The following is a 21,847-nucleotide window of genomic DNA, read 5'->3' on the forward strand; positions in this document are numbered from 1 at the left end:
GTGATCCAGCGGAACACTGCGCCGATGCCGTTCGGCAGATATTTCACCGGCGATTGGCGTAGCCTCGAAAAATCAGCTTCGTTCACTGGCTGCGCCTGCAATCTACTAGCTCCCGTATTTGCGCAAATACCGCTCGTACCCCTCACGCCATCCCGGCGATCCAAAAGCCCCACCGCTTTCATGCACCACGCTCAACGGCCAGGTGCCCATGCTCAGGCCCTTGAGTTCGGCCTCGCGACAAAAATCCATGTCATAGAAGTGGAACTTGAACTGCTCGTCGAATCGCACGTCGCGGCTCACGAGCGTTTCGCTGTCGGCAATCAGCAGGAGACCGTCGAGGAGCTTGCATTCCTGGGCGACCGGGCCGAAGTTCGATATCTCGTTGCACGGGAATCCCTTGCCGTGGCCGACCGTCCCGCTCAGGTACCGGCGCTCGTCCCAGCGCAGGTCCGGCGAGACGAAGGCCCATGAGGGCTGGTGCGGCACGCGGCGCAGGTTACCGGCAAGGCCCACCACGTCGAAACGCGTCAGCGATCGCCGCACGCGCAACTTCCAGAAGAAGTCGCTGAGCCAGATGTCGTCGTGAATGAAGACGAGAATCGCCGGATCCTGCCTGGCGTGCTCGATGGCTTCGTTGTAGATGCTGGAAAGCCCGCGCGAATTGTTGTCGAACAGTTGGAGTTGGACGTCAGGCTGGTTCGCGTAGGGCTTCAGCGTGCGACCCAGTGCGGTTTCGTTCCAGAACTGCTCGCGGCTGCAACGGGTGCCGCAGACGAAACGGATCGGCTTGATTGCCGCGGGGACGCCGTCCGCCTTCTCGCTCGACGTGACCGATGCCGCCGTCGTTCCGGCGGCGGCTTGCGTATCGCTTTCGCGCGCCGCGACTGGCTGCGCCGGCGCATTCGCGTCGCGCGCCGGAACCTCGAAGTGTGCGGGTTCCAGCCCGTCGCACCAGCGTTGCCACATCGCGCGCAGCGCACGCGATGCGGCCTCGGCAATCGTGCCCGCGCTGATGAGCGAGGACTGCGCGCAGTGCGCTCGAAGCTCGCGGCGCACCATGGCTAGCGCATCCAGATCGGCGGCCAGCGCGACGCACTTGCGCACAAAATCGTTCTCGTCGCGCGCAACGAATGCGTCGTCGATGCCGAGGTGCGAGAGCCATCCCGTGCTGCCTCGGCTCGCCATCGAGAAGCCGGGCAAGGTCACGGTCGGGACGCCCATCCACAGCGCGTGCATGGTCGTGGTCGAACCGGCGAACGGAAATGCGTCGAGACACACGTCGATCTGATGGTGCTGCGCCAGGTAGGCCGCCATCCCCGCGCGTGGCAGGAAGCTGATGCGGCTGGCGTCTATGCCCTCGTTGGCGAATAGCGCGCTGACCTTGCTCATTTGCTCGGGCGCCACAATCGCGCCGATGACCATCCGCGAATGCGGCACCTCGCGCAGCACGCGCGCCCACAGCGCGATGACTTCCGGCCCGATCTTGAGTAGCTTGCTGAAGCTGCCGAAGGTCATGAAGCCGTTTTTCAGGGCGGGCAACGCGTTGACGTCCGGCGCGTGCGGGTGCGGCTTGAACGGTGCGAGCGCGGGCAGGAACACGAGCTTTTCGGAGAACTGCCCGGCGAACTGCTCGAGCGGCGTGACGAAGCGGTCCGACATGTAATAGTCGATGGCCGTCAGACCGGTCGTCGATGGATTGCCGATCCAGCTCACCTGCACCGGCGCTGGTTTGTGCGCGAATGTCACGAGCCGGTTGCGGCCGGTATGGCCGGACAGATCGATGAGAATATCGATGCCGTCGCCGCGGATTTTTTCAGCGAGCACGGCATCGCTGATGCCGGAAACCGGGTGCCAGCCTTGGGCATGGGCGCGGATCTGGTCGGTGTAGCCGTCGCTGACCGTGTGGTTCGAATAGAAGTGCAGTGCGAGGCTCGTGTCGCGTGCCAGATTCTCGACGATCGACAGCAGGAAATAAGCGATTGGGTGATTGAACAGGTCGCCCGAAACGAAGCCGATCTTCAGACGCCTCGACGGATTGCGATCATTGGCGTGCTTTGGCCGGCGCGCGCGCAGGTGCGCCTCGTGGCGGGTCGCGAATTCGCGGTATTCGGCGAAGGCGCTCGCCGCATCGAGCCCGTTCTTGTGCATCAGGCAAAACAGCAGGTTGCTGTGCACCTGCGCCTGCGTCGGCGCCAATTCGAGTGCCCGGCGCAAGGCGGATTCGGCCTCTTTGCTCTCGCCATACTCAAGGAGTGCGACGCCGAGCGCGTCGTACGCGAGAGCGTTGTCCGGTGTCAGCGCCACAGCACGGCGGAAACAGGCGATGCTCTGCGCGTGTCGGCCCATTGACTGCAGGACGACGCCCAAGGTGTGATGCAGTCCCGCGCTGTCGGGGTGGCGTTTGAGCGCCTCGCGGCAGTGCGTTTCGGCTTGCTCGAACTGGCGCGTGATTTTCAGCGCGTCGGCCAGCAGTGTCTGTGCGGAAAGCGTGTCGGGCAGCAGGGTGGCGGCACGCTCAGCGGCGCTCGCGAACTCAGTGTGCCTGCCCGCGCGCTGCAACGCGCACGCAAGGGCGAGCCAGCATTCGCCGTGCGACGGGTATTGCTGCGTCAAGCGATGCGCGGTCTTGAGCGCCGCTTCGATTTTTCCCTTGCCGAAGAGATCCGTGTATTGCCGCATTTCCCTGGCGCTTGCGCGTCTGTCATCGCGTCTTGCGGGCCCGGCTGCGTCCGCTACCGCGATGTCGTGTTCCGGTTGCGGATCGGCGGCTGGTACACCGGTTTCGGCTGGAACCGGCAAAGCGGCGTCGAAATGCTCGGGCGCGAGTCCGTCGCACCAGCGCTGCCACATGATGCGCAGCGCGCGCGATGCGGCGTCTGCGACCGGTTTCGCACTGAACACTGATGACTGCGCGCAGTGCTGGCGAAGCTCGCGGCGCAGCGTCGCGAGAGCGTCGATGTCGGCGGCGAGTGTCACGCACTTACGCACGTAGTCGTCCTTGTCGTGCGCGACGAAGGGCGCGTCGAGCCCCAGCAATGAGAGCCAGCCGGTGCTGCTGCGGCTTGCCATCGAATCGCCGGGGAGCGTCACCGTGGGGACGCCCATCCACAAGGCTTGCAGTGTCGTGGTCGAGCCGCCGAACGGAAACGCGTCGAGACAGACGTCGATCTGGTGGTGCTGTTCCTGATAACCGCGCATGCCTTTGCGCGGCAGAAAGCCGAGCCGCGCCGCGTCGATCCCTTCAGCCGCGAACCGCTCGGTCAGCTTGTCGATCTCGTCCTGACCGGAAATCGAACCGATGACGAGACGCGCATCGGGCACCTCGCGCAGTACACGCGCCCACAGCGCCACGACTGCTGGCCCGATCTTGCTCATCCGGCTGAAACTGCCGAACGTCAGAAAGCCATTGCGCGACGCGGGCAGTTCGTCGACGGGCGGTGAGTTTTCCGGTGCCCTGAACGGGGCGAGGGCTGGCAGGAACACGAGCTTTTCCGAGAACTTGCCGGCGAACTGTGCGAGGGGCGTGACGAAACGGTCGGACAGGTAATAGTCGATGGACGTCAGGCCGGTCGTGGCGGGATTGCCGATCCAGCTGACCTGAACCGGCGCCGGTCTATGCGCGAACGCTGCAAGCCGGTTGCGGCCAGAATGGCCCGCGAGGTCGATCAGAATGTCGATGCCGTCAGCGCGGATCTGCTGGACGAGCGCGCCGTCAGGGAGGCCGTACACTTCTCGCCATCCATCGACATGCCCGCGGATCTGTGCGGTGACGCTGTCGCTGGCCGGATTGTTCGAATAGAAGTGCAGCGAAAGGCCGTTGTCCCGCGCGAGATGCTCGACGACCGGCAAAAGAAACGACGTCACGGGGTGATCCACCAGATCGCCCGAAACGAAGCCTATGCGCAGGCGCCGCGACGGATCGCGCGGATTCGCATGGCGGGGCCACTGCTCGCGAAGGGGCGCTTCGTGTCGCTTCGCGAACTCGCGGGCCTCGGCCTGGAACATCGCCATGTCGCGATCGACCTTGTGCATCAGACAGTGAAGCAAGGCGGTGTACGCGCTCGCATCCATCGGGGTCAATTCGAGTGCGCGGCGATACGCAGTTTCCGCTTCTTCATTCTGGCCGTGTCCGAGCAGAGCAGTGCCGAGCGTGCCATAGATGTCTGCATGGCCGGGTGCCAGCGCCGCGGCGCGGCGGCAACTGGCGATGCTGTCGGTGTAGCGGTGCATACCCGTCAGGCTGTTCGCCAGCATGCGATGCAGTTCCGCATAGTGGGGGAATTGCTCGAGCGCCTCGCGGCAGTGCGCCTCGGCGCGCGGCCAATCGGCGATGGCGCAGAGTCCGCTTGCCAGCAGCATGTGGGACACCAGATCGTTGCGGAGCAGCCGCACGGCGTGCTCCGCAACGGGCACGGATTCGGCGTACTGCCCCAGACGCTGCTGGGACAGGGCGAGTGCTCGCCAGCATTCTCCGTGCGACGGATAGTGCGTCGTCAGACGAAGCGCGATGTTCAGCGATGCCTCGATCTCGCCGTTGCTGAAGAGGGCCGCGTGCTGGTTCAACTCCTCTGTGCTCGCGCGACGCGTATCACTGGAGGGCATACGGGCGAGCAGCGTAGCGAATGCCGGCTTGCGTACGCCGAGCTGCTGTGCCGCGTCGCATGCCGCGCGGGCGGCTTCGTTCTGGCCGCTCTCGATGAGGGCATTGATGTAGCCGACCCAATACGCGCCGTTGTCCGGTTCACGGCCGAGTGCGGCTTCGAAATGCGGCCACGCCTCGGCCGGCCGGCCGGTTTGCACTAGCAGCAGGCCGAGGTGATGATTTGCAGAGGCGTGATCGCGAATCGCCTCGAGAATCGCGGTGTAGTGCGAAGCGGCCTGGTCGAATTCCTGCCTGCGATGATGCTCGAACGCCGCCTGCATGACGACCGCAATGTCGCGCTCCAGCTGTTGTTCGAGCTCCAGGGCGTCGGTTGGGTGGGAAGGAGTGGACATGTCGAATTCGCGCGTAGATCGCAAGGAGGCTGAGTTTGCAATTATGCGGTGGGGTCTGCTGCCCCGATGCGTCGAGCTAACGCCAAAACGGTCGTCAATTTGGCGGGATATCCGGAACTGTCGCTCATCGCGATATGGCGCGAGCCCGCAACCTGACCGTGGCGTGTGCCCGCGTCCGTGTCCTACGCGATGCCGCCGCTTGCGGCATTCGCCGTACCTGCGAGGGGCATTGGAAAAGACTTGAGAGGCGCGCGCATCCCGTTGCGTCCCCTTTTGCGCTGTGCATCAATGTGGTCAGTGCCATGCGCTGTGACTTGCAGCGGCGCCGCGCGCTGCAGCCTTGTTCAAGGCGGCGTATGCTCAACCGTCCCGGGTTCGCCCACCCATTTCCCGCATTGCGTTCGCCCACTCATACCTGGAGCCATCATGGAACTACGCAGGATCGGCACTTCCTCGTTGCAGGTCGCCCCGCTCATGTTCGGCGGCAACGTATTCGGCTGGACGGCCGATGAAGCCACCTCTTTCTCGATGCTCGACGCGTTCGTTGAAGCCGGACTCAATTTCATCGACACCGCCGATGTCTACTCGGCCTGGGTGCCCGGCAACCAGGGCGGCGAGTCGGAGACGATACTCGGCAAGTGGTTCCATCAGAGCGGCAAGCGCGAGCGGATCGTGCTCGCGACCAAGGTTTCGAAGCATCCGCAGCGCAAGGGGCTATCGGCCGCAAATATCCAGGCGGCGGTCGAAGACTCGCTGCGCCGCCTGCAAACCGATTACATCGACGTCTATTTCTCCCACGACGACGACACCGCGACGCCGCTCGCCGAAACGCTCGGTGCGTATCAGAAGCTGATCGAGGCGGGTAAGGTGCGCGTGATCGGCGCGTCTAACTATAGTGGCGCGCGCGTCGAGGAAGCGCTCGCGGTATCGCGCGAGCACGGGCTGCCCGGGTATCAGTTGCTGCAGCCCGAATACAACCTGTACGACCGCGCGCAATACGAGAGCGACAGCGAGCCGGTGGCGCTCGCGAATCATCTCGGCGTGGTCGTCTATTACAGCCTCGCGAGCGGGTTCCTGTCAGGCAAATACCGCAGCGGGGCCGATCTGGCCGGCAAGGCGCGCGGGAGCCGGGTCGAAAAATACCTGAACGGGCGCGGCTTGCGGATTCTCGGCGCGCTCGACCGCGTCGCGCAACGGCACGGCAGCACGCCGGCCGCGATCGCGCTTGCATGGCTGATCGCGCGTCCTAGCGTTACGGCCCCTATTGCGAGCGCAACCTCGGTCCAGCAGTTGAAGAGCCTGGTCGCGGCCGTCCAGCTGTCCCTCGCCGCCGACGATATTCGTGAGCTGGACGAAGCGAGCGCCTGATAAGGCGAACACCTCGGCCGCCGACGCGGGGGCGATCCGCGCCAGGGAAAAGCCTGGCGCAATCGGTAAACCCCTGGTAGGATGGAGAGTTTCCTGATATGATCGGGAGTGAATTGAGATCTTTGCCTGTTTCGTCAGTGTTCTTCGTTGATGAAAGGTTGGCGAAACGGCAACAGACGCGGCATTTGCATTACGTCTGTCCGCGTTGCGCGGTGAACTCCCCACCTCTCTTTTCCGGCCTCCGTGGCCGCTTTGCCTCTCGCTTCATTCGTGGTTTGGCCGGGGTTATTTATCAGCCTCGCGTTTGCCTGTTACTGGCCATGAATCGGAGCGACCGGAGGGCCGGCGCGTGAATGGTGACCTGAGCGGTTACCGCCATGCAATTAAACCCGTATCTAGTGATTGAGTTAGGAATTACATGACGACGATTCTTCTGAAGGAAAACGAGCCGTTCGAAGTGGCAATTCGCCGCTTTCGTCGCGCAATCGAAAAGAATGGCCTGATCGCTGAACTGCGTGAACGCCAGTCGTACGAAAAGCCGACCACGGCTCGCAAGCGCAAGAAGGCAGCAGCTGTTAAGCGCCTGCACAAGCGTCTGCGCAGCCAGATGCTGCCGAAAAAGCTGCACTAAGCACGCTTTTTACATACGCCGAACGGCGGTGTGAGCTTCGAAAGAAGCCACTCGCCGTTTTGCTTTTGCGGCGTCGGATTTTGCCCCTGCGTGCAGCCGTTACGCCGCGCTCCTCAGCCGCTCGGCCGACAACCCGAACTCGCGCGCGATCGAGCCCAGCCGGTCGTGCCACTCCCATGTGCCGAACACGTCGTGCACGTTTTGCAGGCAACTGAGCAAAGCGATGGTCACCGGGTCGCATACGTTGATGCGGGCGCGAAGCAGCGCTTTTTTCAGCGCGGCCAAGCCGGCATCCATGTAAGCGGGCACTTCGGCCAGTGGCTTGCCGATGAAGCGCACCGGCACGCCTTCCATTGCGGTCATGTAATCGCGCGGCTTGATCAGGTTGCCGACCGGGCAGCCGCCACAATAGCCGCGGTAGGCGCCGCCGCCCCTCGGTAGCAATGCAGCGCGTTTCTGTTCGAACAGATGCGTGACGGACTGATCGTAAATGTCCTGGTGGGTCAGGAAGCTAAGTGTTTTCATGGTTGGTCTCCCGCGTCCGAGGCGGTAGTTATTTGTTGTTGAGCGCGCATCACGTGAGCGCATGGCGACGAGTATCCGCCGTGCGTCGTCCGACGAAGGGCCGACTACGAGCATGAAAGGGCGCCAATTCACGCGTTTGCGCCTCCCGCGGACGCCGTGGCCTCACCTCGCCTTCCGACCACGCCCCTTCTTGCCCAGCGACACGCATCGCTCACGACACATGCAGGTCGTCTCATGATCGTTGACCATGCCGATCGCCTGCATGAATGCGTAGCAGATCGTCGAACCGACAAATTTGCAACCGTAGCGCTTGAGCGCCTTGCTTAGCGCGTCCGATACTTCCGTCGACGCAGGTGCATGCTTATACGAAGCCCATTCGTTCTGAATCGGCGTGTCGTCGACGAATGACCACACGAAGTTCGCGAGCGAGCCATGTTCAGCCTGAATCTGCTGCACAGCGCGTGCGTTCAGGATGGCCGCCTCGATTTTGCCGCGATGTCGCACGATGCTTTCATCGGCGACGAGCGCATCCACGTGCTTCGGCGTGAAGGCCGCGACCTTGTCGATGTCGAAGTCGGCGAATGCACGGCGGTAGCCGATGCGCTTGTTGAGGATCGTCGACCATGACAAACCGGCCTGCGCGCCTTCGAGCACGAGCATCTCGAACAGGTGCTGGTCGTCGCGCGAGGGCACACCCCATTCGGTGTCGTGGTACTGTGCGAGCGCTTCGCTCGATACCCAGTTGCATCGTTGTGTCACTGTCGCGCTCCCGCGTGATCATGTCGTTCGCCAGCATAGCGGAAGCGGTGTACGCCGCAAGCTGGCCAATCTGCCAATTGCGCGATTCAAACTGACCTGCCACGCTAAGCGTTATTCACCCACGGAACTGATTCGATTCGATGAACCACGACTTCTTTCTGATCGGCGTCGACGGCGGCGGCACCGGCACGCGCGTCGTGCTCGGCGACGCGCAGGGCCGCGAACTGGCGCAGGCGGCAGGCGGCCCATCGGGCCTTGGGCTCGGCATCCCGCGCGCATGGCAGTCCATTCAGGCCGCCTGCGGCGAAGCGTTCCAGCGAGCTGGAGTCGCGCTGGACTGGTCGCGTTGCGTGCTCGGTTGCGGACTGGCGGGCGTCAACAATCGTGACTGGCTCGCCGAGTTTCACCAGCAGGCGCCGCGGCTCGCCGGACTGGCCGTCGAAACCGACGCCTACACGACCCTGCTCGGCGCGCACGACGGCGCGCCCGGCGTGATCGTCGCACTCGGCACCGGCAGCGTCGCGGCTTCGCTCGCGAGCGACGGCGAATTCCGCATGGCCAGCGGCTACGGCTTTCCATCGGGCGACGAAGCGAGCGGCGCGTGGCTCGGCCTCCGGCTGATCGTGCGCGCGCAACAGGCGCTGGATGGCCGCGTTCCCGTCGACGATCTCACGCACGCGCTGCTCGCGCATACCGGCGCGCGAGATCGCGACAGTCTCGTCGTGTGGCTGTGCGCGGCCAATCAGACTGCCTACGCGCGGCTCGCGCCGATCGCGATCGAACACCGCGCACATCCGTTCGCGGCGCGGCTGCTCGGCGAGGCCGGCGTCGAAGTCGGCAAGATGATCGCCGCGCTGGACGCGACGGGCGCGCTGCCGGTCGCGTTATGCGGAGGCCTCGGTACGCCGTTGCGCGAGTACGTGCCGCAGGCGTATCAGGCGCGCCTGCGCGAGCCGCGGGCGGATTCGGTGCATGGCGGCTTGCAACTGGCGCGGCGCGAGGCGCAGCGGCTGGCTCGAGGAGACCTGTAAAATACCCGCTTTGACGCTGCCTCGACGGCTCAGCCGCCGGACTCACCATGTATAAAGTCATCGCCACGGATCTGGACGGCACACTGCTCAACGCTGATCACCAGGTAGACCCGTTCACGGTCGCCACGGTGCGCAAGCTCGAAAGCGACGGGCTGCAGTTCGTGATCGCCACCGGGCGGCATTACTGCGACGTCGCGGGCATCCGCGATCTGCTCGGCATCAATCCGTATCTGATCACGTCGAACGGCGCGCGCATTCACGCGCCTGACAACACGGTGATCCACGCCGACGATTTGCCGCCGGCGATCGTCCAGCGTCTCGTGCAGCCCGAAATTGTCGGCGCGCATGGTCGAGTGATCGTCAGTCTGTTTGCAGACGAGGCGTGGCTCATCGACCGCGACGCGCCCCATCTGCTGGAATTTCACCAGGATTCCGGCTTCACGTATGAATTGACCGACCTGCCGAAGCACGATGGTGTCGACATTGCCAAGGCGCTGTATATCGGCGATCCCGCCGATCTCGCGCAGGTGGCCGCCAATCTGGAACGCGACTTCGGCGAACGACTGTACGTGACGTATTCATTGCCGGATTGTCTCGAAGTGATGACCGCGAATGTGTCGAAGGGGCGCGCCCTGCAGATCGTGCTCAAGCGTCTCGGTGTCGACGCGTCGCACTGCGTCGCGTTCGGCGACAACATGAACGATATCGATCTGCTCGAGACGGCCGGCCATCCATTCATGATGAACAACGCCAATCCCGATCTGATCACCCGTCTGCCGCATGTGCCGCGCATCGGGAACAATTTCGAGGCGGGCGTTGCGCATCATCTGCGCAAACTGTTTGCGCTCGACGACGAAATGGCATCTTGAACCGTAGTCACTGCGATTGAAAGCGGCCCGCATCCACTCGCGTGGATGCGGGCCGCAAACGTTGCTCCCGAAGCACGCAGCGCGCGCTCCGCTTGCGCTCGTCAATCCCGCCAGCCGCGGTGCTCGCCTCGATTGTCATGACCCCAGCGACGGTTGTCGTGACCCCAGCCGCGATCATCGCGGTGATAGTCGCGGTAGTAGTCACCACGCGGGTAGCGATGATCCCAGCCGCCGTAATACACCGGCTCCGGCGCGGCGTAGACGCTCACGGGCGCGGCATAAACCGGGGCGCCGAGCGATAGGCCGACGCTCAGATCCGTATGCGCCTGCGCGACACCGCATGCGCCCGCCGCGAGTCCGGCAGCAACCAGCAAGTGAGTGACGATGCGTTTCATGTTGGTCTCTCCTGTGAGGCGACGTAGGTTTGTCGCACAGGACCAATGTACGCACTCGAGGCGGGCTGGACTGCGACCAGATGTTACGGACTGCAAGCATCGTCGAAGTCATCAAAGCCAGGAAAAACGCTCGCGCGGACGTTGCGCGCAAACACCTCACTTCGCTTGCAGCCGCGCCCCACGGGGCTTTGCGGCCGGTCAATTCAAGCCGGCAGGCGGCTCGTCGCGCACGCTCGCCGCTTGCCGCGCCAGCGCACGTAAACACGGCTTACATCTGTATTGCTCAATTAATCCGCCGCAGGCGCCGAAGCGGCCGAAGTTGCGGAAGAGGCCGCCCCTGCCGAAGATGCCGACACTCCTGGCAAGGCCGCGCAAGGGCAATCGGTTGCCCGCCCGTCGAGCCCTTCGCGATCGTGTTTGAAGCTCGCGCGCGGCGTGCCGTTCTGCCAGTCGAGTCGGACGATGTAAATGCTGTCGAAGTCGTCGCTTTGCCATTTCGGCACGTCGGCCGCGCGACCGCCATGCGTGCTCAACATCTGCCGCAACAGCTTCTCGATCAGCTTGTGCTCCCAGGCAACGACGATCAGCTTGCCGCGATTGGCTGGGTCAACGAGCGCGTTGCCGAGCTGGTCGATCTGCGCAAAACCGTACGGTGTTTGGACCGGCATCTGGAATTGAATCGCGGTCGGTTCGATCGTCGCTAGCGGGCGCACGTAATAGTACGGATGACCGCCGTCGTCTTTTTGCTGGCCGGGGTCGGGCGCGTAGATCGCATCGGGTTTGCCGAATTTGGCGGCGATCACGGCCGGCAACGCGAGCGCACGGTTGAGCCCCTGGCAGTCTAGCTGGCCGTACCCCTGCGCGGGTTTCTCGCCGTGTCGAACGAATACAAGGGTTTCGATATTGCCGCCCGCCGCGGCAACGGCGGGGGCCGCGGTCGCAACGACGGTCGCCGTGTTCGTCGCCGCGGACGCGGCCGGCAACGCCATCGTGCTCGCGCACAGGCCGCCGAGCGACAGTGCGACGCCATGCAGGAATCCGCGGAAACGGTTCATCGAAAGCACCTGTGCGAGGCGGGGAAGTCGCCCGATTCTAGCAGCGGTGCCCACCGGCACGCGGCCGGCGCGGCATTCATCTCGCATTGGCGAGCGCAATGAATAATGGGCGCCGAAGCGCCCATTCATGCCGACTACGCGACGATCGCGAGACCAGGGCGTCGAACTGGCCGTCAGTCGAGCGCCAGCCTGCGCGCATCGCTGCTGCGATCCTCAGCGATCAGCGGATAGACGACACCCGCGATCACCGCACCGATGATCGGCGCAACCCAGAACAGCCACAGCTGATCGATCGCCACACCGCCGACGAATAGCGCCGGGCCCGTCGAGCGCGCCGGATTGACCGACGTGTTGGTGACAGGAATCGAGACGAGATGGATCAGCGTCAGGCACAGGCCGATCGCGATGGGCGCGAAGCCGGCCGGCGCGCGGCGGTCGGTCGCGCCGAGAATCACGAACAGGAAGAAGCCAGTCATTACCACTTCGCAAATGAAGGCAGCGGCGAGCGAGTAGTGCCCCGGCGATTGCTCGCCGTAACCGTTCGTCGCGAAGCCGCTCGCGACCAGGTCGAAGCCAGGCTTGCCCGACGCGATCAGCGACAGCACGAATGCGCCGAGCACCGCGCCGACCACCTGCGCGACGACATAGGGCAGAAGATCGCGCACCGGAAATCGGCCGGCGACGGCCAGTCCGACGCTCACCGCCGGATTCAGGTGGCAGCCCGAAATGTGGCCGATCGCAAAAGCCATCGTCAGCACGGTCAGGCCGAAGGCCAGCGACACGCCGACGAAGCCGATGCCCAATCCGTGAACCGGCCCGGCGAAGTTGGCGGCGAGGACCGCGCTGCCGCAGCCTCCGAGCACGAGCCAGAAGGTGCCGAGCAATTCGGCAACGACGCGCTTTGACAACTGCATGTTTGGTGATCCTAAAAAGAATGGGTACTTCAGAAGCACGCATCGAAAAGGGCGAGTACGTACCTTGAGCGCGCAATTCTAGGCGGACAGCGCCAAATCGGGTGTCAAGGATTGTCAATCCGGACAGAATTTATAAACTATTGCGAGATAAAGCGGAGGTTTTACAATTCACACATTTTAATAATTATCAGAGGAAAATTCGCTAAACCGGTATTAGTCGCCATTGCGAATTTTTATAATTGCAGCTAGTCTGCGGTCGAATGAGTTCTAGAAAGGGGAGAACCGAATGTCTCAATATGCAGACCTCAAGGCGCAGATTGCCAAATTGCAGGCACAGGCCGAAGAAGCGCGACGCACGGAAATCGACAATGTCGTCGCCGACATCCGCCAAAAGATCGCCGAATACGGTCTGACCGCGCAGGATCTCGGTTTCGCGGTCGCCGCCAAGCGCGGCCGCCCGCCCAAGAAGACGCCGCTGCCGGCGAAATATCAGGACCCGAAGTCGGGCAATACATGGAGCGGGCGAGGCAAGCCGCCCAAATGGATCGTCGGCAAGAATCGCGAGCGCTTTCTGATTGGCTCGGCGTGACGCCCGCCCGACCTGATGTGAGACGGGGTGAAGGCGGTCTGAAGGTTTCTTTGCTGTTTGGCTTATTCGCCGCGCGCTAATCCACCGTGGAAGCGCAACCATCCCTGTATTAAAAAGCCGCCCATACAGGGCGGCTTTTTCGCGTCCCGCAGCCAAAAGACTTCGTTTTTCGCTCGCGCAAACGATTCCGGTGCCGGACTCGCCGCTATTGAGCGTCATAAGCGAAGGTTCACAGCGCCGCTTCAATGCGTGCCGAAAACGGCCAGCCGTAAAAGCGCCGGCCGTTTTCAGGCGCGCCTAGCCGACCGCGACCTGGCGCAATACCGGGCGCCGCGACGTTTCAATCAAGGCGGAATAGCCGTCGATATAGTTCTGCGCCATCGTTTTCGAACTGAAGCGGCGTTCGAACTGGGCGCGGATTTCGATGCGCGACAGCTCGTCGAGACGCTGCAGAGCCGCTACCGCGCCTTGCACGTCCTCGACGATATAGCCGGTCACGCCGTGGTCGATCACCTCAGGCACGGAGCCGCGGTTGAACGCGATAACCGGCGTGCCGCAGGCCATCGACTCGATCATCACGAGGCCGAACGGCTCGGACCAGTCGATCGGGAACAGCAGCGCCTTCGCGCCCGACAGAAACTCGGGTTTCTGCGCCTCGTTGATTTCGCCGACGAACTCGACATGCGCCATCGACAGCAGCGGCTCGATCTCGCGCTTGAAGTACTCCATGTCGACCTTGTCCACCTTGGCGGCGATCTTCAGCGGCAGACCGCTTTGCGCGGCGATCCTGATAGCTGTATCGACGCGTTTTTCCGGGCAGATGCGGCCGAGGAACGCGAGATATTCGGGCTTCTTGTGCGGCTGCGGCGTCAGCAACTGGTCCGGCAGACCGTGATAGATCGTGTTGAGCCAGTTGGCCTGCTGTAGCGGCAGACGCTGCGAATCCGAAATCGACACGACCGGCACATGCGAGAACGCGTCGAACACCGGCTGTAATTCCGGCAGGTCGAGACGACCGTGCAGCGTAGTCACGAACGGCGTGTCCATCGTCGTGAACAGGGGGAACGGCATGTAGTCGAGATGAAAGTGCAGCACGTCGAACTCGTGCGCGATCTTGCGGACCTTTTCCATCATCAGCACGTGCGGCGCCAATGCATCGCGAATCGTCGGATCGAGGCGCAGCGCGCGCGGCCAGCATGCCTCGAGATTGGCGGCCGTGACCGAGTCGCCGCTCGCGAACAGCGTGACGTCATGGCCGAGCTCGACCAGCGCTTCGGTCAGATACGACACGACACGTTCGGTGCCGCCATAGAGTTTCGGTGGGACAGCTTCGTAGAGCGGCGCGACTTGTGCGATTCGCATGCGTTTTCTCCTGTGTCGATCAGAGTTAGCGCTGTGGCGCCGACCCGGATCCCATGCGGATTTTTGATACTTACCGGGGCTTCGCACGACGGCTGAATGGCGCGAGGTACGTATGCCTAACCGGACGGTTGGGCGCGGTTTGCCCCGCCCGAGGGTTGCTCCGAAATAGCTATCGGGTAATCCCTAAGCCTTCATTATCGGGATCGACCGCGGTAATTCGAGTTATTTTTCAAACGCTTAATGTTGTTACAGCGCGAAACATGGACCGTTAACAGCTGCCGCGCAAGGTCGGGTCGCCAACAGTCCCCATAATCGGGAAGCGTAATTCCACCGACTCAATCAAGCTCGACAGGCGAAATGCACCGTAGCAAGCGGCGGACCCGAGGGTCGGATGAGCCGGGAAAGGTCTCTAACCGAGCCAGATTGCAGCCGGGTGAAAACGTCTTATAATTTCTTTTCCACCGATTTACGGTGCGGCGGTGCAGTTCTGAAAACTCACCATCCGGTACACGCCGCAGCCGTATAAATTCCCAGCGCGCATCGTCAGTCCCGCCCCGCGCATCAATTCGGCCCAATTCGTGCCTCGCCGCAACCTGGGTTGTAGGAATAATTCCTACACAAATGACGGATTAATCCGTCACCCAGCTGGGGTGTCTCTCCGATTTTCGGCTGTGCCTCCTTTCGAGACAATCCTTGCAAGACCAGAGACGAGCGGATTCGCGCGGGTTCAGCGCGCGCATTCGAGCAAACGTTTCCGCAAAAATCGGCCTGACCAGCCGGGCATACGAACGGGGGAAATCATGAGCACGACTAGCCATATGCTCAGTGAGATCAGGGAAGTCAATCTTTCCTATCTGCTGCTCGCCCAGCGTCTGCTGCGCGAAGACAAGCCGATGGGCATGTTCCGCATGGGTATTTCGGACCAGCTGGCCGACGTTCTCGCCAATCTGTCGTTGGCGCAGACCGTCAAGCTCGCGGCGTCCAACCAGATGCTGTGCCGCTTCCGCTTCGACGATCACTCGGTGCTGTCCGCCCTCGCGGACAAGGACAAGTCCAGCGCGATCGCGCAGGCTCATTCGGCGATCCTGATGGCGAGCCAGCCGGTCGAGCAACTCGGCTGATGGCCAGTAAGAGCGTCGTACTCGAAGTCCGGGAAATCACCCTCGCGATCGAGCTGATCGAACTGGGCGCGCGTCTGCAATTGCTGGAGGCGGAAACCAGCCTGTCGCGCGACCGGCTCGTCAAGCTGTACAAGGAATTGAAAGGGGTGTCGCCGCCCAAGGGCATGCTGCCGTTTTCGACCGACTGGTTCATGACCTGGCAGCCGAACTTTCATTCGTCGCTGTTCTACAACATCTACCGTTTCATGGCCGGTCACGGCGGCTGTCGCGCGATCGAATCGATCGTGAAGAGCTACCGGCTGTATCTCGAGCACGTGCAGTTGCACGACGACGAGGCGGTGCTCAGTCTCACGCGCGCGTGGACGCTGGTGCGCTTCTTCGACTCGGGCATGCTGCAGATGAGCGCCTGCCGCCGCTGTGGCGGCCACTTCGTCGCGCACGCGCACGATCCGCAGCACGGGTTCGTTTGCGGGCTGTGTCAGCCGCCGTCGCGCGCGGGCAAGACGAAGAAGGCGGCGCAAACGCGGGCCGAGCGGCAAATCGCCGTCGCCGAAATCCCGGCGGAGGTGCTGCAAGTGACCGACGCGCGAGCTCACGAGACCCGCTGCCCCGCCCCCACGCTCGATATCGTCGTCACCGCCGAAGTCTGAGCAGCACGCGTTGAGGCAGCGCAAGCCTCTGGTTTACACCGGACTCGAGCGCCGCCTTTTTCCCCAAAGTTTTCCGCCTCGGTGCCGTAAACCTGACTAACGACGGTGACCGTCGCTTTTTTGTGAGGGCTCGGCAGTGCTGATTTTCGTGGGAACACTCGTGACGCTGTTGTCCGTTTTCGGCGGTTACGCGCTCGAAGGCGGCCATCTCGGCGCGCTGCTGCAACCCGTTGAAGTGCTGATGATCGTCGGCGCTGGACTCGGCGCGTTCATTCTCGGTAACGGGATGAAGACGATCCGGGCGACACTGCGCGTCATTCCGACCCTGTTCAAGGGCGCGAAGTACAACAAGGACGTCTACATGGAGCTGATGGGGCTCCTGTACGTGCTGCTCGCGAAGGCACGCAAGGAAGGCACGCTTACGCTCGAAGCCGACATCGACGATCCGTCGAAGAGCCCGATCTTCACGCAGTACCCGAAGATCCTCGCCGACAAGCACATCATCGAGTTCCTGACCGACTACCTGCGGCTGATGGTCGGCGGCAACATGAATGCGTTCGAGATCGAAAGCCTGATGGACGAGGAGATCGAGACGCACCATCAGGAAGGCGAGGCGCCCGCGCACGCGCTGACCAAGGTCGGCGACGCGATGCCGGCGTTCGGTATCGTCGCCGCGGTGATGGGCGTCGTGCACACGATGGCCTCGGCCGACAAGCCGCCCGCGGTGCTCGGTGAAATGATCGCGCAGGCGCTCGTCGGCACGTTCCTCGGCATTCTGCTTTCGTACGGGCTGATCGGGCCGCTCGCCAGCGTCGCCGAGCAGCGCGTGACCGAGTCGACCAAGATGTTCCAGTGCATCAAGGTGACGATCCTCGCGAGCCTGAACGGCTACGCGCCGGCGATCGCGGTCGAGTTCGGCCGCAAGGTGCTGTTCTCGACCGAGCGCCCGTCGTTCGCCGAGCTCGAAGAGCACGTGCGCCGCGTCAAGGCGAAATAAGCAGGCGACGGGAACCGAACCGATGAGCAGCAAGGACAAAGACCGCGCAATCGTCGTCAAGCGCAGCGCGCCGAAAAAGTCCGGTCATCACGGCGGCGCGTGGAAGCTCGCGTACGCGGACTTCATGACCGCGATGATGGCGTTCTTCCTGCTGATGTGGCTGCTGAGTTCAGCCTCCACCGTGCAGCTGAAAGGTATCGCCGACTACTTCAACCAGCCGTTGAAGATCACGCTGTGGGGCGGCGATCGCAGCGCCGAAGACTCGAGCATCCTGAAGGGCGGCGGTCGCGACATCTCGACCGACGCGCAGGGCGTGACCCGCTCGACCGACGGCAGCAGCAGCCGCGCCGAGCGTACCGCGTCGCATAACAACGAGGACTCGGTGAAGCAGCTGCAAGGTGAGCTCGAACGCCACGAGCAGGTGCGTCTGCATGACCTGCAGGTCAAGCTGATGGCCGCGATCGAGGCGAACCCGGTGCTGCGCCAGTTCAAGCAGCAGATCCGCATCGACTCGACGCTGACCGGCCTGCGCATCGAGATCGTCGACTCGCAGAAGCGGCCGATGTTCGCGACCGCGCGCGACGTCGTCGAGCCGTACATGCGCGACATCCTGCGCGAGATCGGCCACACGCTGAACGACGTGCCGAACCGCATCATCGTGCAGGGCCATACCGACGCCGTGCCGTACGCGGGCGGCGAGAAGGGCTATAGCAACTGGGAGCTGTCGGCCGACCGCGCCAACGCATCGCGGCGCGAGCTGGTCGCGGGCGGCATGGACGAAGCGAAGGTGATGCGCGTGCTCGGTCTCGCGTCGACGCAGAACCTGAACAAGGCGGACCCGCTCGATCCGGAAAACCGTCGCATCAGCATCATCGTGTTGAACAGGAAGTCCGAGGAGGCGCTCGATCACGACGACTCCACGACGACGACCCTGTCGGACGACGCAGCCGGCTCGAAGCCGCTGCTGCAAAAACTTGCGCAGCCGGTGACGGCTGCACCGAAGTTGCCGGCGGCGGCGCCACCGGCCCAGTAACAGACCGCGGCCGCCGGGCCGCGGCCCGCGCCCGACCGGCGCGCACCGCCCGGCGGCCCAGTGTTAAGCGCAGCGAGGTTTTCATGATCAGGCACATCCTGGCAATCGACGATTCGGCATCGATGCGGCAGATCCTCGCCGCGACGCTGACGGGCGCCGGCTATGAAGTCACGCTCGCGGCGGACGGCAACGAAGGGCTCGAAAACGCGCTCGCGATGGCGTTCGATCTCGTGTTGACCGACCAGCACATGCCCGGCAAGACCGGTCTCGATCTGATCACCGCGCTGCGCGGAAATCCGGCCTATCAGGCGACGCCCATCCTCGTCCTCACGACGGAATCGGGCGAACCCTTCAAAGAGGCGGCGCGCGCGGCGGGCGCGACCGGCTGGATCGAAAAGCCGCTCGACCCGGACATGCTGACCGAGCTGGTGGCGGCGCTGGCCGAACCGGACCCGGCTTGATCCGCGTCATCAGCACCTTTAGACACAGTACAGATAGCTCTCGACGCGCCTCTACGGCGACTCACGCCAGACAGGCACTCTCGCGGTGAACCAGGCATGACACTCGACATCACACAGTTCTATCAGACGTTCTTCGACGAAGCGGACGAACTGCTCGCGCAGATGGAGCAATTGCTGCTCAATCTCGACGTGGCCCACCCGGACCCCGAAGACCTCGCGGCGATCTTTCGCGCCGCGCATTCGATCAAGGGCGGCGCGGCGACGTTCGGTTTCACCGCGCTCACCGAGACCACGCACATTCTCGAGTCGCTGCTCGATCGCGCGCGCAACAACGAGCTGGTGCTGCGCAAGGACATGATCGACACGTTCCTCGAAACCAAGGACGTGCTGTCCGGCCAGCTCGCCGACTATCGCGCGAGCGCCGAGCCCGATGCGGCGGTGGCGCGTGCGATCTGCGCGAAGCTGGAGCAGCTGCACGCGGAAAGCCGCATGGGCGGCGCGCCGGCAGCGGCGGCGAGCGCCGAAACCGCGCCGGCCGTGAGCGCCCCCGCGCCCGCAGCAGCGCAGGCGATGGCAACCCAAACAACAACACAAGCAACCGCGGTACAGCAGCAAGGCGGCACCCCGCCCGAGCACGTCGTCGAACAGGCGGTGCAGGCGGCGGGCGAATGGATCGACGGCGAACCGGCACAGACCGGACAAGCCGCGGGCACGGCCGACAGCGCCGGCCCACATCTGAAAATTACGCTACGGGGCGTGGGAGAGAAAGACCAGGAACTGCTCACCGAAGAGCTGGGCAACCTGGGCAACATCGTCGGGCAGGTCAAGAGCGGCAGCGATCTGACGCTGTGGCTCTCGAGCGACGTATCTTCCGACGACATCATCGCCGTGTGCTGCTTCGTGATCGACGAAAGTCAGATCACGATCGGCCGCGGCACCGCGCCGGCGGACGACGCGCAGCAGGGCGAACCTGGAACGCCCGACGCTGCCGTTCCGACACCGGCGCAATCCGCGCAGGTCGCGCCCGCCGCTCCCGCGGCGCAAGCGCAAGCGCAGCCGGTCCTTCACACCGAGCCCGCAGCATCGTCGACCCCGGCGGCCCTCACCGCTGCGGCCGCAAGCGCACCCGGTCAGGCGGACAGCATCGAGCCGCCGCCTGCGGCACCCGCGGCGGCTCAGGCGGCGGCCAAACCAGCTTCGGCCGCGTCCGCCGATCAGGACCGCAAGGCGCCCCGTCCGGCCGCCGCGGCGGCCGGCGGCGAAGGCAGCTCGATTCGCGTGGGCGTCGAGAAGGTCGATCAGCTGATCAATCTGGTCGGCGAGCTGGTGATCACGCAGGCGATGCTCGCGGAGACCACCAGCACGTTCGATCCGGCGCTGCACGACCGGCTCTTCAACGGCATGGCGCAACTCGAGCGCAACGCGCGCGATCTGCAGGAAGCGGTGATGTCGATCCGCATGATGCCGATGGATTACGTGTTCAGCCGCTTCCCGCGTCTGGTGCGCGATCTCGCGGCGAAACTCGGCAAGGAGGTCGAACTCGTCACCTTCGGTCAGGCGACCGAACTCGACAAGAGCCTCATCGAACGGATCATCGATCCGTTGACGCACCTCGTGCGCAACAGTCTCGACCACGGCATCGAGACCGTCGAGGCGCGGCGCGCGGCGGGCAAGGATTCGACCGGTCAGCTGGTGCTGTCGGCGGCGCACCACGGCGGCAACATCGTCATCGAGGTCAGCGACGACGGCGCGGGCCTGCGCCGCGACAAGATCCTCGCGAAGGCGGCCAAGCAGGGCATGCAGGTCAGCGAAACGATGAGCGACGAGGAAGTCTGGAACCTGATCTTCCTGCCGGGCTTCTCGACCGCGGAGCAGGTCACCGACGTGTCCGGCCGCGGCGTCGGCATGGACGTGGTGAAGCGCAACATCCAGTCGATGGGCGGTCACGTCGAGATCACCTCGCACGCGGGCAAGGGCAGCACCACGCGGATCGTGCTGCCGCTCACGCTCGCGATCCTCGACGGCATGTCGGTGAAGGTCGGCAACGAGATCTTCATCCTGCCGCTGAACTTCGTGATGGAGTCGCTGCAACCGCGAGCCGAAGACATTTACACGGTCGCCAACGGCGAGCGCGTGGTGCGCGTGCGCGGCGAATACCTGCCGCTGGTCGCGCTGCACGAGGTGTTCAACGTGTCGGATGCGAAGCAGGAGCCGACGCAGGGCATCGTCACGATCATGCAGACCGAGGGACGGCGCTTCGCGATGCTGATCGATGAACTCGTCGGCCAGCAGCAGGTGGTCGTGAAGAATCTGGAAACGAACTACCGCAAGGTGCACGGCATTTCCGCGGCGACCATTCTGGGCGACGGCAGCGTCGCGCTGATCGTGGACGTCGCGGCGCTGAACCGTGAATCGCGTCATGCGCATGGGCATGCGCAGGCGATGAGCCTCGCGTAACGCACGCAGCAAACGCGGCACTGACAGACATCGCAACACAACTTCAACTCAATTCATCCCAACCGTTTGGGGGCTAACGTGGCAGAAGTCCAATCCATCAATTCGAGCGTCGCAAACGCGAGCGGTACGAATGGCCGCCGCGACGCGCAGGCGGACGCCGGCGGTCAGGAATTCCTCGTCTTCACGCTCGGCGCGGAAGAGTACGGCATCGACATCCTGAAGGTGCAGGAAATCCGCGGCTACGACAACGTGACGCGCATCGCCAACGCGCCCGAGTTCATCAAGGGCGTGATCAACCTGCGCGGCATCATCGTGCCGATCGTCGACATGCGGATCAAGTTCCATCTCGGCCGCGTCGAGTACGACCATCAGACCGTCGTGATCATCCTGAACGTCGCGCATCGCGTGGTCGGCATGGTCGTGGACGGCGTGTCGGACGTGCTGACGCTCGCGGTCGATCAGATCATGCCGGCGCCGGAATTCGGCGCGACGCTGACGACCGAATACCTGACCGGTCTCGGCACGGTCGACGGCCGCATGCTGATCCTGATGGACATCGAGAAGCTGATGACCAGCTCCGAGATGTCGCTGACCGAAACGCTCGGCGTCTGAGCGCAGGCAGTAACGGAACCCGG

19 protein-coding genes are annotated in these 21,847 nt (G+C 63.7%); 12 read left to right on the forward strand and 7 right to left on the reverse strand.

Going from position 1 to position 21,847, the window contains the following annotated elements:
• Positions 1-105 precede the first annotated feature (105 nt).
• The gene (locus OKW28_RS41045; protein ID WP_429453899.1) at positions 106-4,995 is read right to left on the reverse strand and encodes a tetratricopeptide repeat protein; all 4,890 of its coding nucleotides are present in this window, start codon (positions 4,993-4,995) and stop codon (positions 106-108) included.
• 426 nt (positions 4,996-5,421) lie between these two features.
• Here OKW28_RS41045 and OKW28_RS41050 point away from each other — a divergent pair, with 426 nt between their 5' ends.
• Together OKW28_RS41050 and rpsU are read left to right on the forward strand one after the other, a co-directional pair.
• The gene (locus OKW28_RS41050; RefSeq protein ID WP_429453901.1) at positions 5,422-6,363 is read left to right on the forward strand and encodes an aldo/keto reductase; all 942 of its coding nucleotides are present in this window, start codon (positions 5,422-5,424) and stop codon (positions 6,361-6,363) included.
• Positions 6,364-6,781: 418 nt separating this feature from the next.
• Positions 6,782-6,994, forward strand: a complete 213-nt coding sequence (gene rpsU / locus OKW28_RS41055) for a 30S ribosomal protein S21 (protein ID WP_006050883.1) — start codon at positions 6,782-6,784, stop codon at positions 6,992-6,994.
• Positions 6,995-7,093: 99 nt separating this feature from the next.
• Here rpsU and OKW28_RS41060 read toward each other — a convergent pair whose 3' ends face one another.
• Complete coding sequence (locus OKW28_RS41060; protein WP_429453903.1) at positions 7,094-7,519, reverse strand: hypothetical protein; 426 nt, start codon at positions 7,517-7,519, stop codon at positions 7,094-7,096.
• A 162-nt stretch (positions 7,520-7,681) separates the two neighbouring features.
• A complete protein-coding gene (locus tag OKW28_RS41065; RefSeq protein WP_429453905.1) occupies positions 7,682-8,278 on the reverse strand; it encodes a DNA-3-methyladenine glycosylase I in 597 nt (198 codons plus the stop codon).
• Positions 8,279-8,418: 140 nt separating this feature from the next.
• Here OKW28_RS41065 and OKW28_RS41070 point away from each other — a divergent pair, with 140 nt between their 5' ends.
• Both OKW28_RS41070 and OKW28_RS41075 read left to right on the forward strand, forming a co-directional pair.
• The gene (locus tag OKW28_RS41070) at positions 8,419-9,309 is read left to right on the forward strand and encodes a BadF/BadG/BcrA/BcrD ATPase family protein (protein WP_429453907.1); all 891 of its coding nucleotides are present in this window, start codon (positions 8,419-8,421) and stop codon (positions 9,307-9,309) included.
• 47 nt (positions 9,310-9,356) lie between these two features.
• Positions 9,357-10,178, forward strand: a complete 822-nt coding sequence (locus OKW28_RS41075) for a Cof-type HAD-IIB family hydrolase (RefSeq protein ID WP_429453909.1) — start codon at positions 9,357-9,359, stop codon at positions 10,176-10,178.
• A gap of 101 nt (positions 10,179-10,279) precedes the next feature.
• On the opposite strand, the gene OKW28_RS41080 is transcribed toward OKW28_RS41075, so the two are convergent.
• The 3 genes from OKW28_RS41080 to aqpZ form a co-directional block, all read right to left on the reverse strand.
• Positions 10,280-10,573 (reverse strand): PXPV repeat protein, encoded by a 294-nt coding sequence (locus tag OKW28_RS41080; protein WP_184069793.1) that lies wholly within the window; start codon positions 10,571-10,573, stop codon positions 10,280-10,282.
• Positions 10,574-10,860: 287 nt separating this feature from the next.
• Positions 10,861-11,628 carry a histidine phosphatase family protein gene (locus OKW28_RS41085; protein ID WP_429453911.1) on the reverse strand — a complete coding sequence of 256 codons (768 nt, stop codon included), beginning with the start codon at positions 11,626-11,628 and terminating at the stop codon, positions 10,861-10,863.
• Between the two features lie 173 nt (positions 11,629-11,801).
• Positions 11,802-12,542, reverse strand: a complete 741-nt coding sequence (gene aqpZ, locus OKW28_RS41090; protein WP_429453913.1) for an aquaporin Z — start codon at positions 12,540-12,542, stop codon at positions 11,802-11,804.
• A gap of 286 nt (positions 12,543-12,828) precedes the next feature.
• On the opposite strand from aqpZ, the gene OKW28_RS41095 reads away from it, so the two are divergent.
• Entirely contained in the window at positions 12,829-13,131 is a 303-nt protein-coding gene (locus OKW28_RS41095; RefSeq protein ID WP_013090908.1) for an H-NS family nucleoid-associated regulatory protein, read from the forward strand.
• A 297-nt stretch (positions 13,132-13,428) separates the two neighbouring features.
• Here OKW28_RS41095 and OKW28_RS41100 read toward each other — a convergent pair whose 3' ends face one another.
• Positions 13,429-14,493 (reverse strand): glycosyltransferase family 4 protein, encoded by a 1,065-nt coding sequence (locus OKW28_RS41100; protein WP_429453915.1) that lies wholly within the window; start codon positions 14,491-14,493, stop codon positions 13,429-13,431.
• Positions 14,494-15,293: 800 nt separating this feature from the next.
• Here OKW28_RS41100 and flhD point away from each other — a divergent pair.
• The 7 genes from flhD to OKW28_RS41135 all read left to right on the forward strand — a co-directional run bounded on the left by flhD (position 15,294) and on the right by OKW28_RS41135 (position 21,824).
• Positions 15,294-15,614 (forward strand): flagellar transcriptional regulator FlhD, encoded by a 321-nt coding sequence (gene flhD, locus OKW28_RS41105; protein WP_429453917.1) that lies wholly within the window; start codon positions 15,294-15,296, stop codon positions 15,612-15,614.
• Positions 15,614-16,264 (forward strand): flagellar transcriptional regulator FlhC, encoded by a 651-nt coding sequence (gene flhC / locus OKW28_RS41110; protein ID WP_429453919.1) that lies wholly within the window; start codon positions 15,614-15,616, stop codon positions 16,262-16,264. Before flhD ends, flhC begins: the two co-directional genes overlap by 1 nt.
• A gap of 136 nt (positions 16,265-16,400) precedes the next feature.
• A complete protein-coding gene (gene motA / locus OKW28_RS41115) occupies positions 16,401-17,261 on the forward strand; it encodes a flagellar motor stator protein MotA (protein ID WP_018418791.1) in 861 nt (286 codons plus the stop codon).
• A gap of 22 nt (positions 17,262-17,283) precedes the next feature.
• Positions 17,284-18,294: a flagellar motor protein MotB gene (motB, locus tag OKW28_RS41120; RefSeq protein WP_429453921.1), complete on the forward strand. Its 1,011-nt coding sequence runs from the start codon at positions 17,284-17,286 to the stop codon at positions 18,292-18,294.
• An 83-nt stretch (positions 18,295-18,377) separates the two neighbouring features.
• Positions 18,378-18,755: a response regulator gene (locus OKW28_RS41125; RefSeq protein ID WP_018418789.1), complete on the forward strand. Its 378-nt coding sequence runs from the start codon at positions 18,378-18,380 to the stop codon at positions 18,753-18,755.
• Positions 18,756-18,851: 96 nt separating this feature from the next.
• Positions 18,852-21,212 (forward strand): chemotaxis protein CheA, encoded by a 2,361-nt coding sequence (gene cheA, locus OKW28_RS41130; RefSeq protein ID WP_429453923.1) that lies wholly within the window; start codon positions 18,852-18,854, stop codon positions 21,210-21,212.
• Between the two features lie 78 nt (positions 21,213-21,290).
• Positions 21,291-21,824, forward strand: a complete 534-nt coding sequence (locus tag OKW28_RS41135; RefSeq protein ID WP_090802480.1) for a chemotaxis protein CheW — start codon at positions 21,291-21,293, stop codon at positions 21,822-21,824.
• Positions 21,825-21,847: the final 23 nt, after the last annotated feature.

The sequence above is a fragment of the Paraburkholderia sp. 40 genome, from assembly GCF_050434105.1.
Classification (GTDB): Bacteria; Pseudomonadota; Gammaproteobacteria; order Burkholderiales; family Burkholderiaceae; genus Paraburkholderia; species Paraburkholderia tuberum.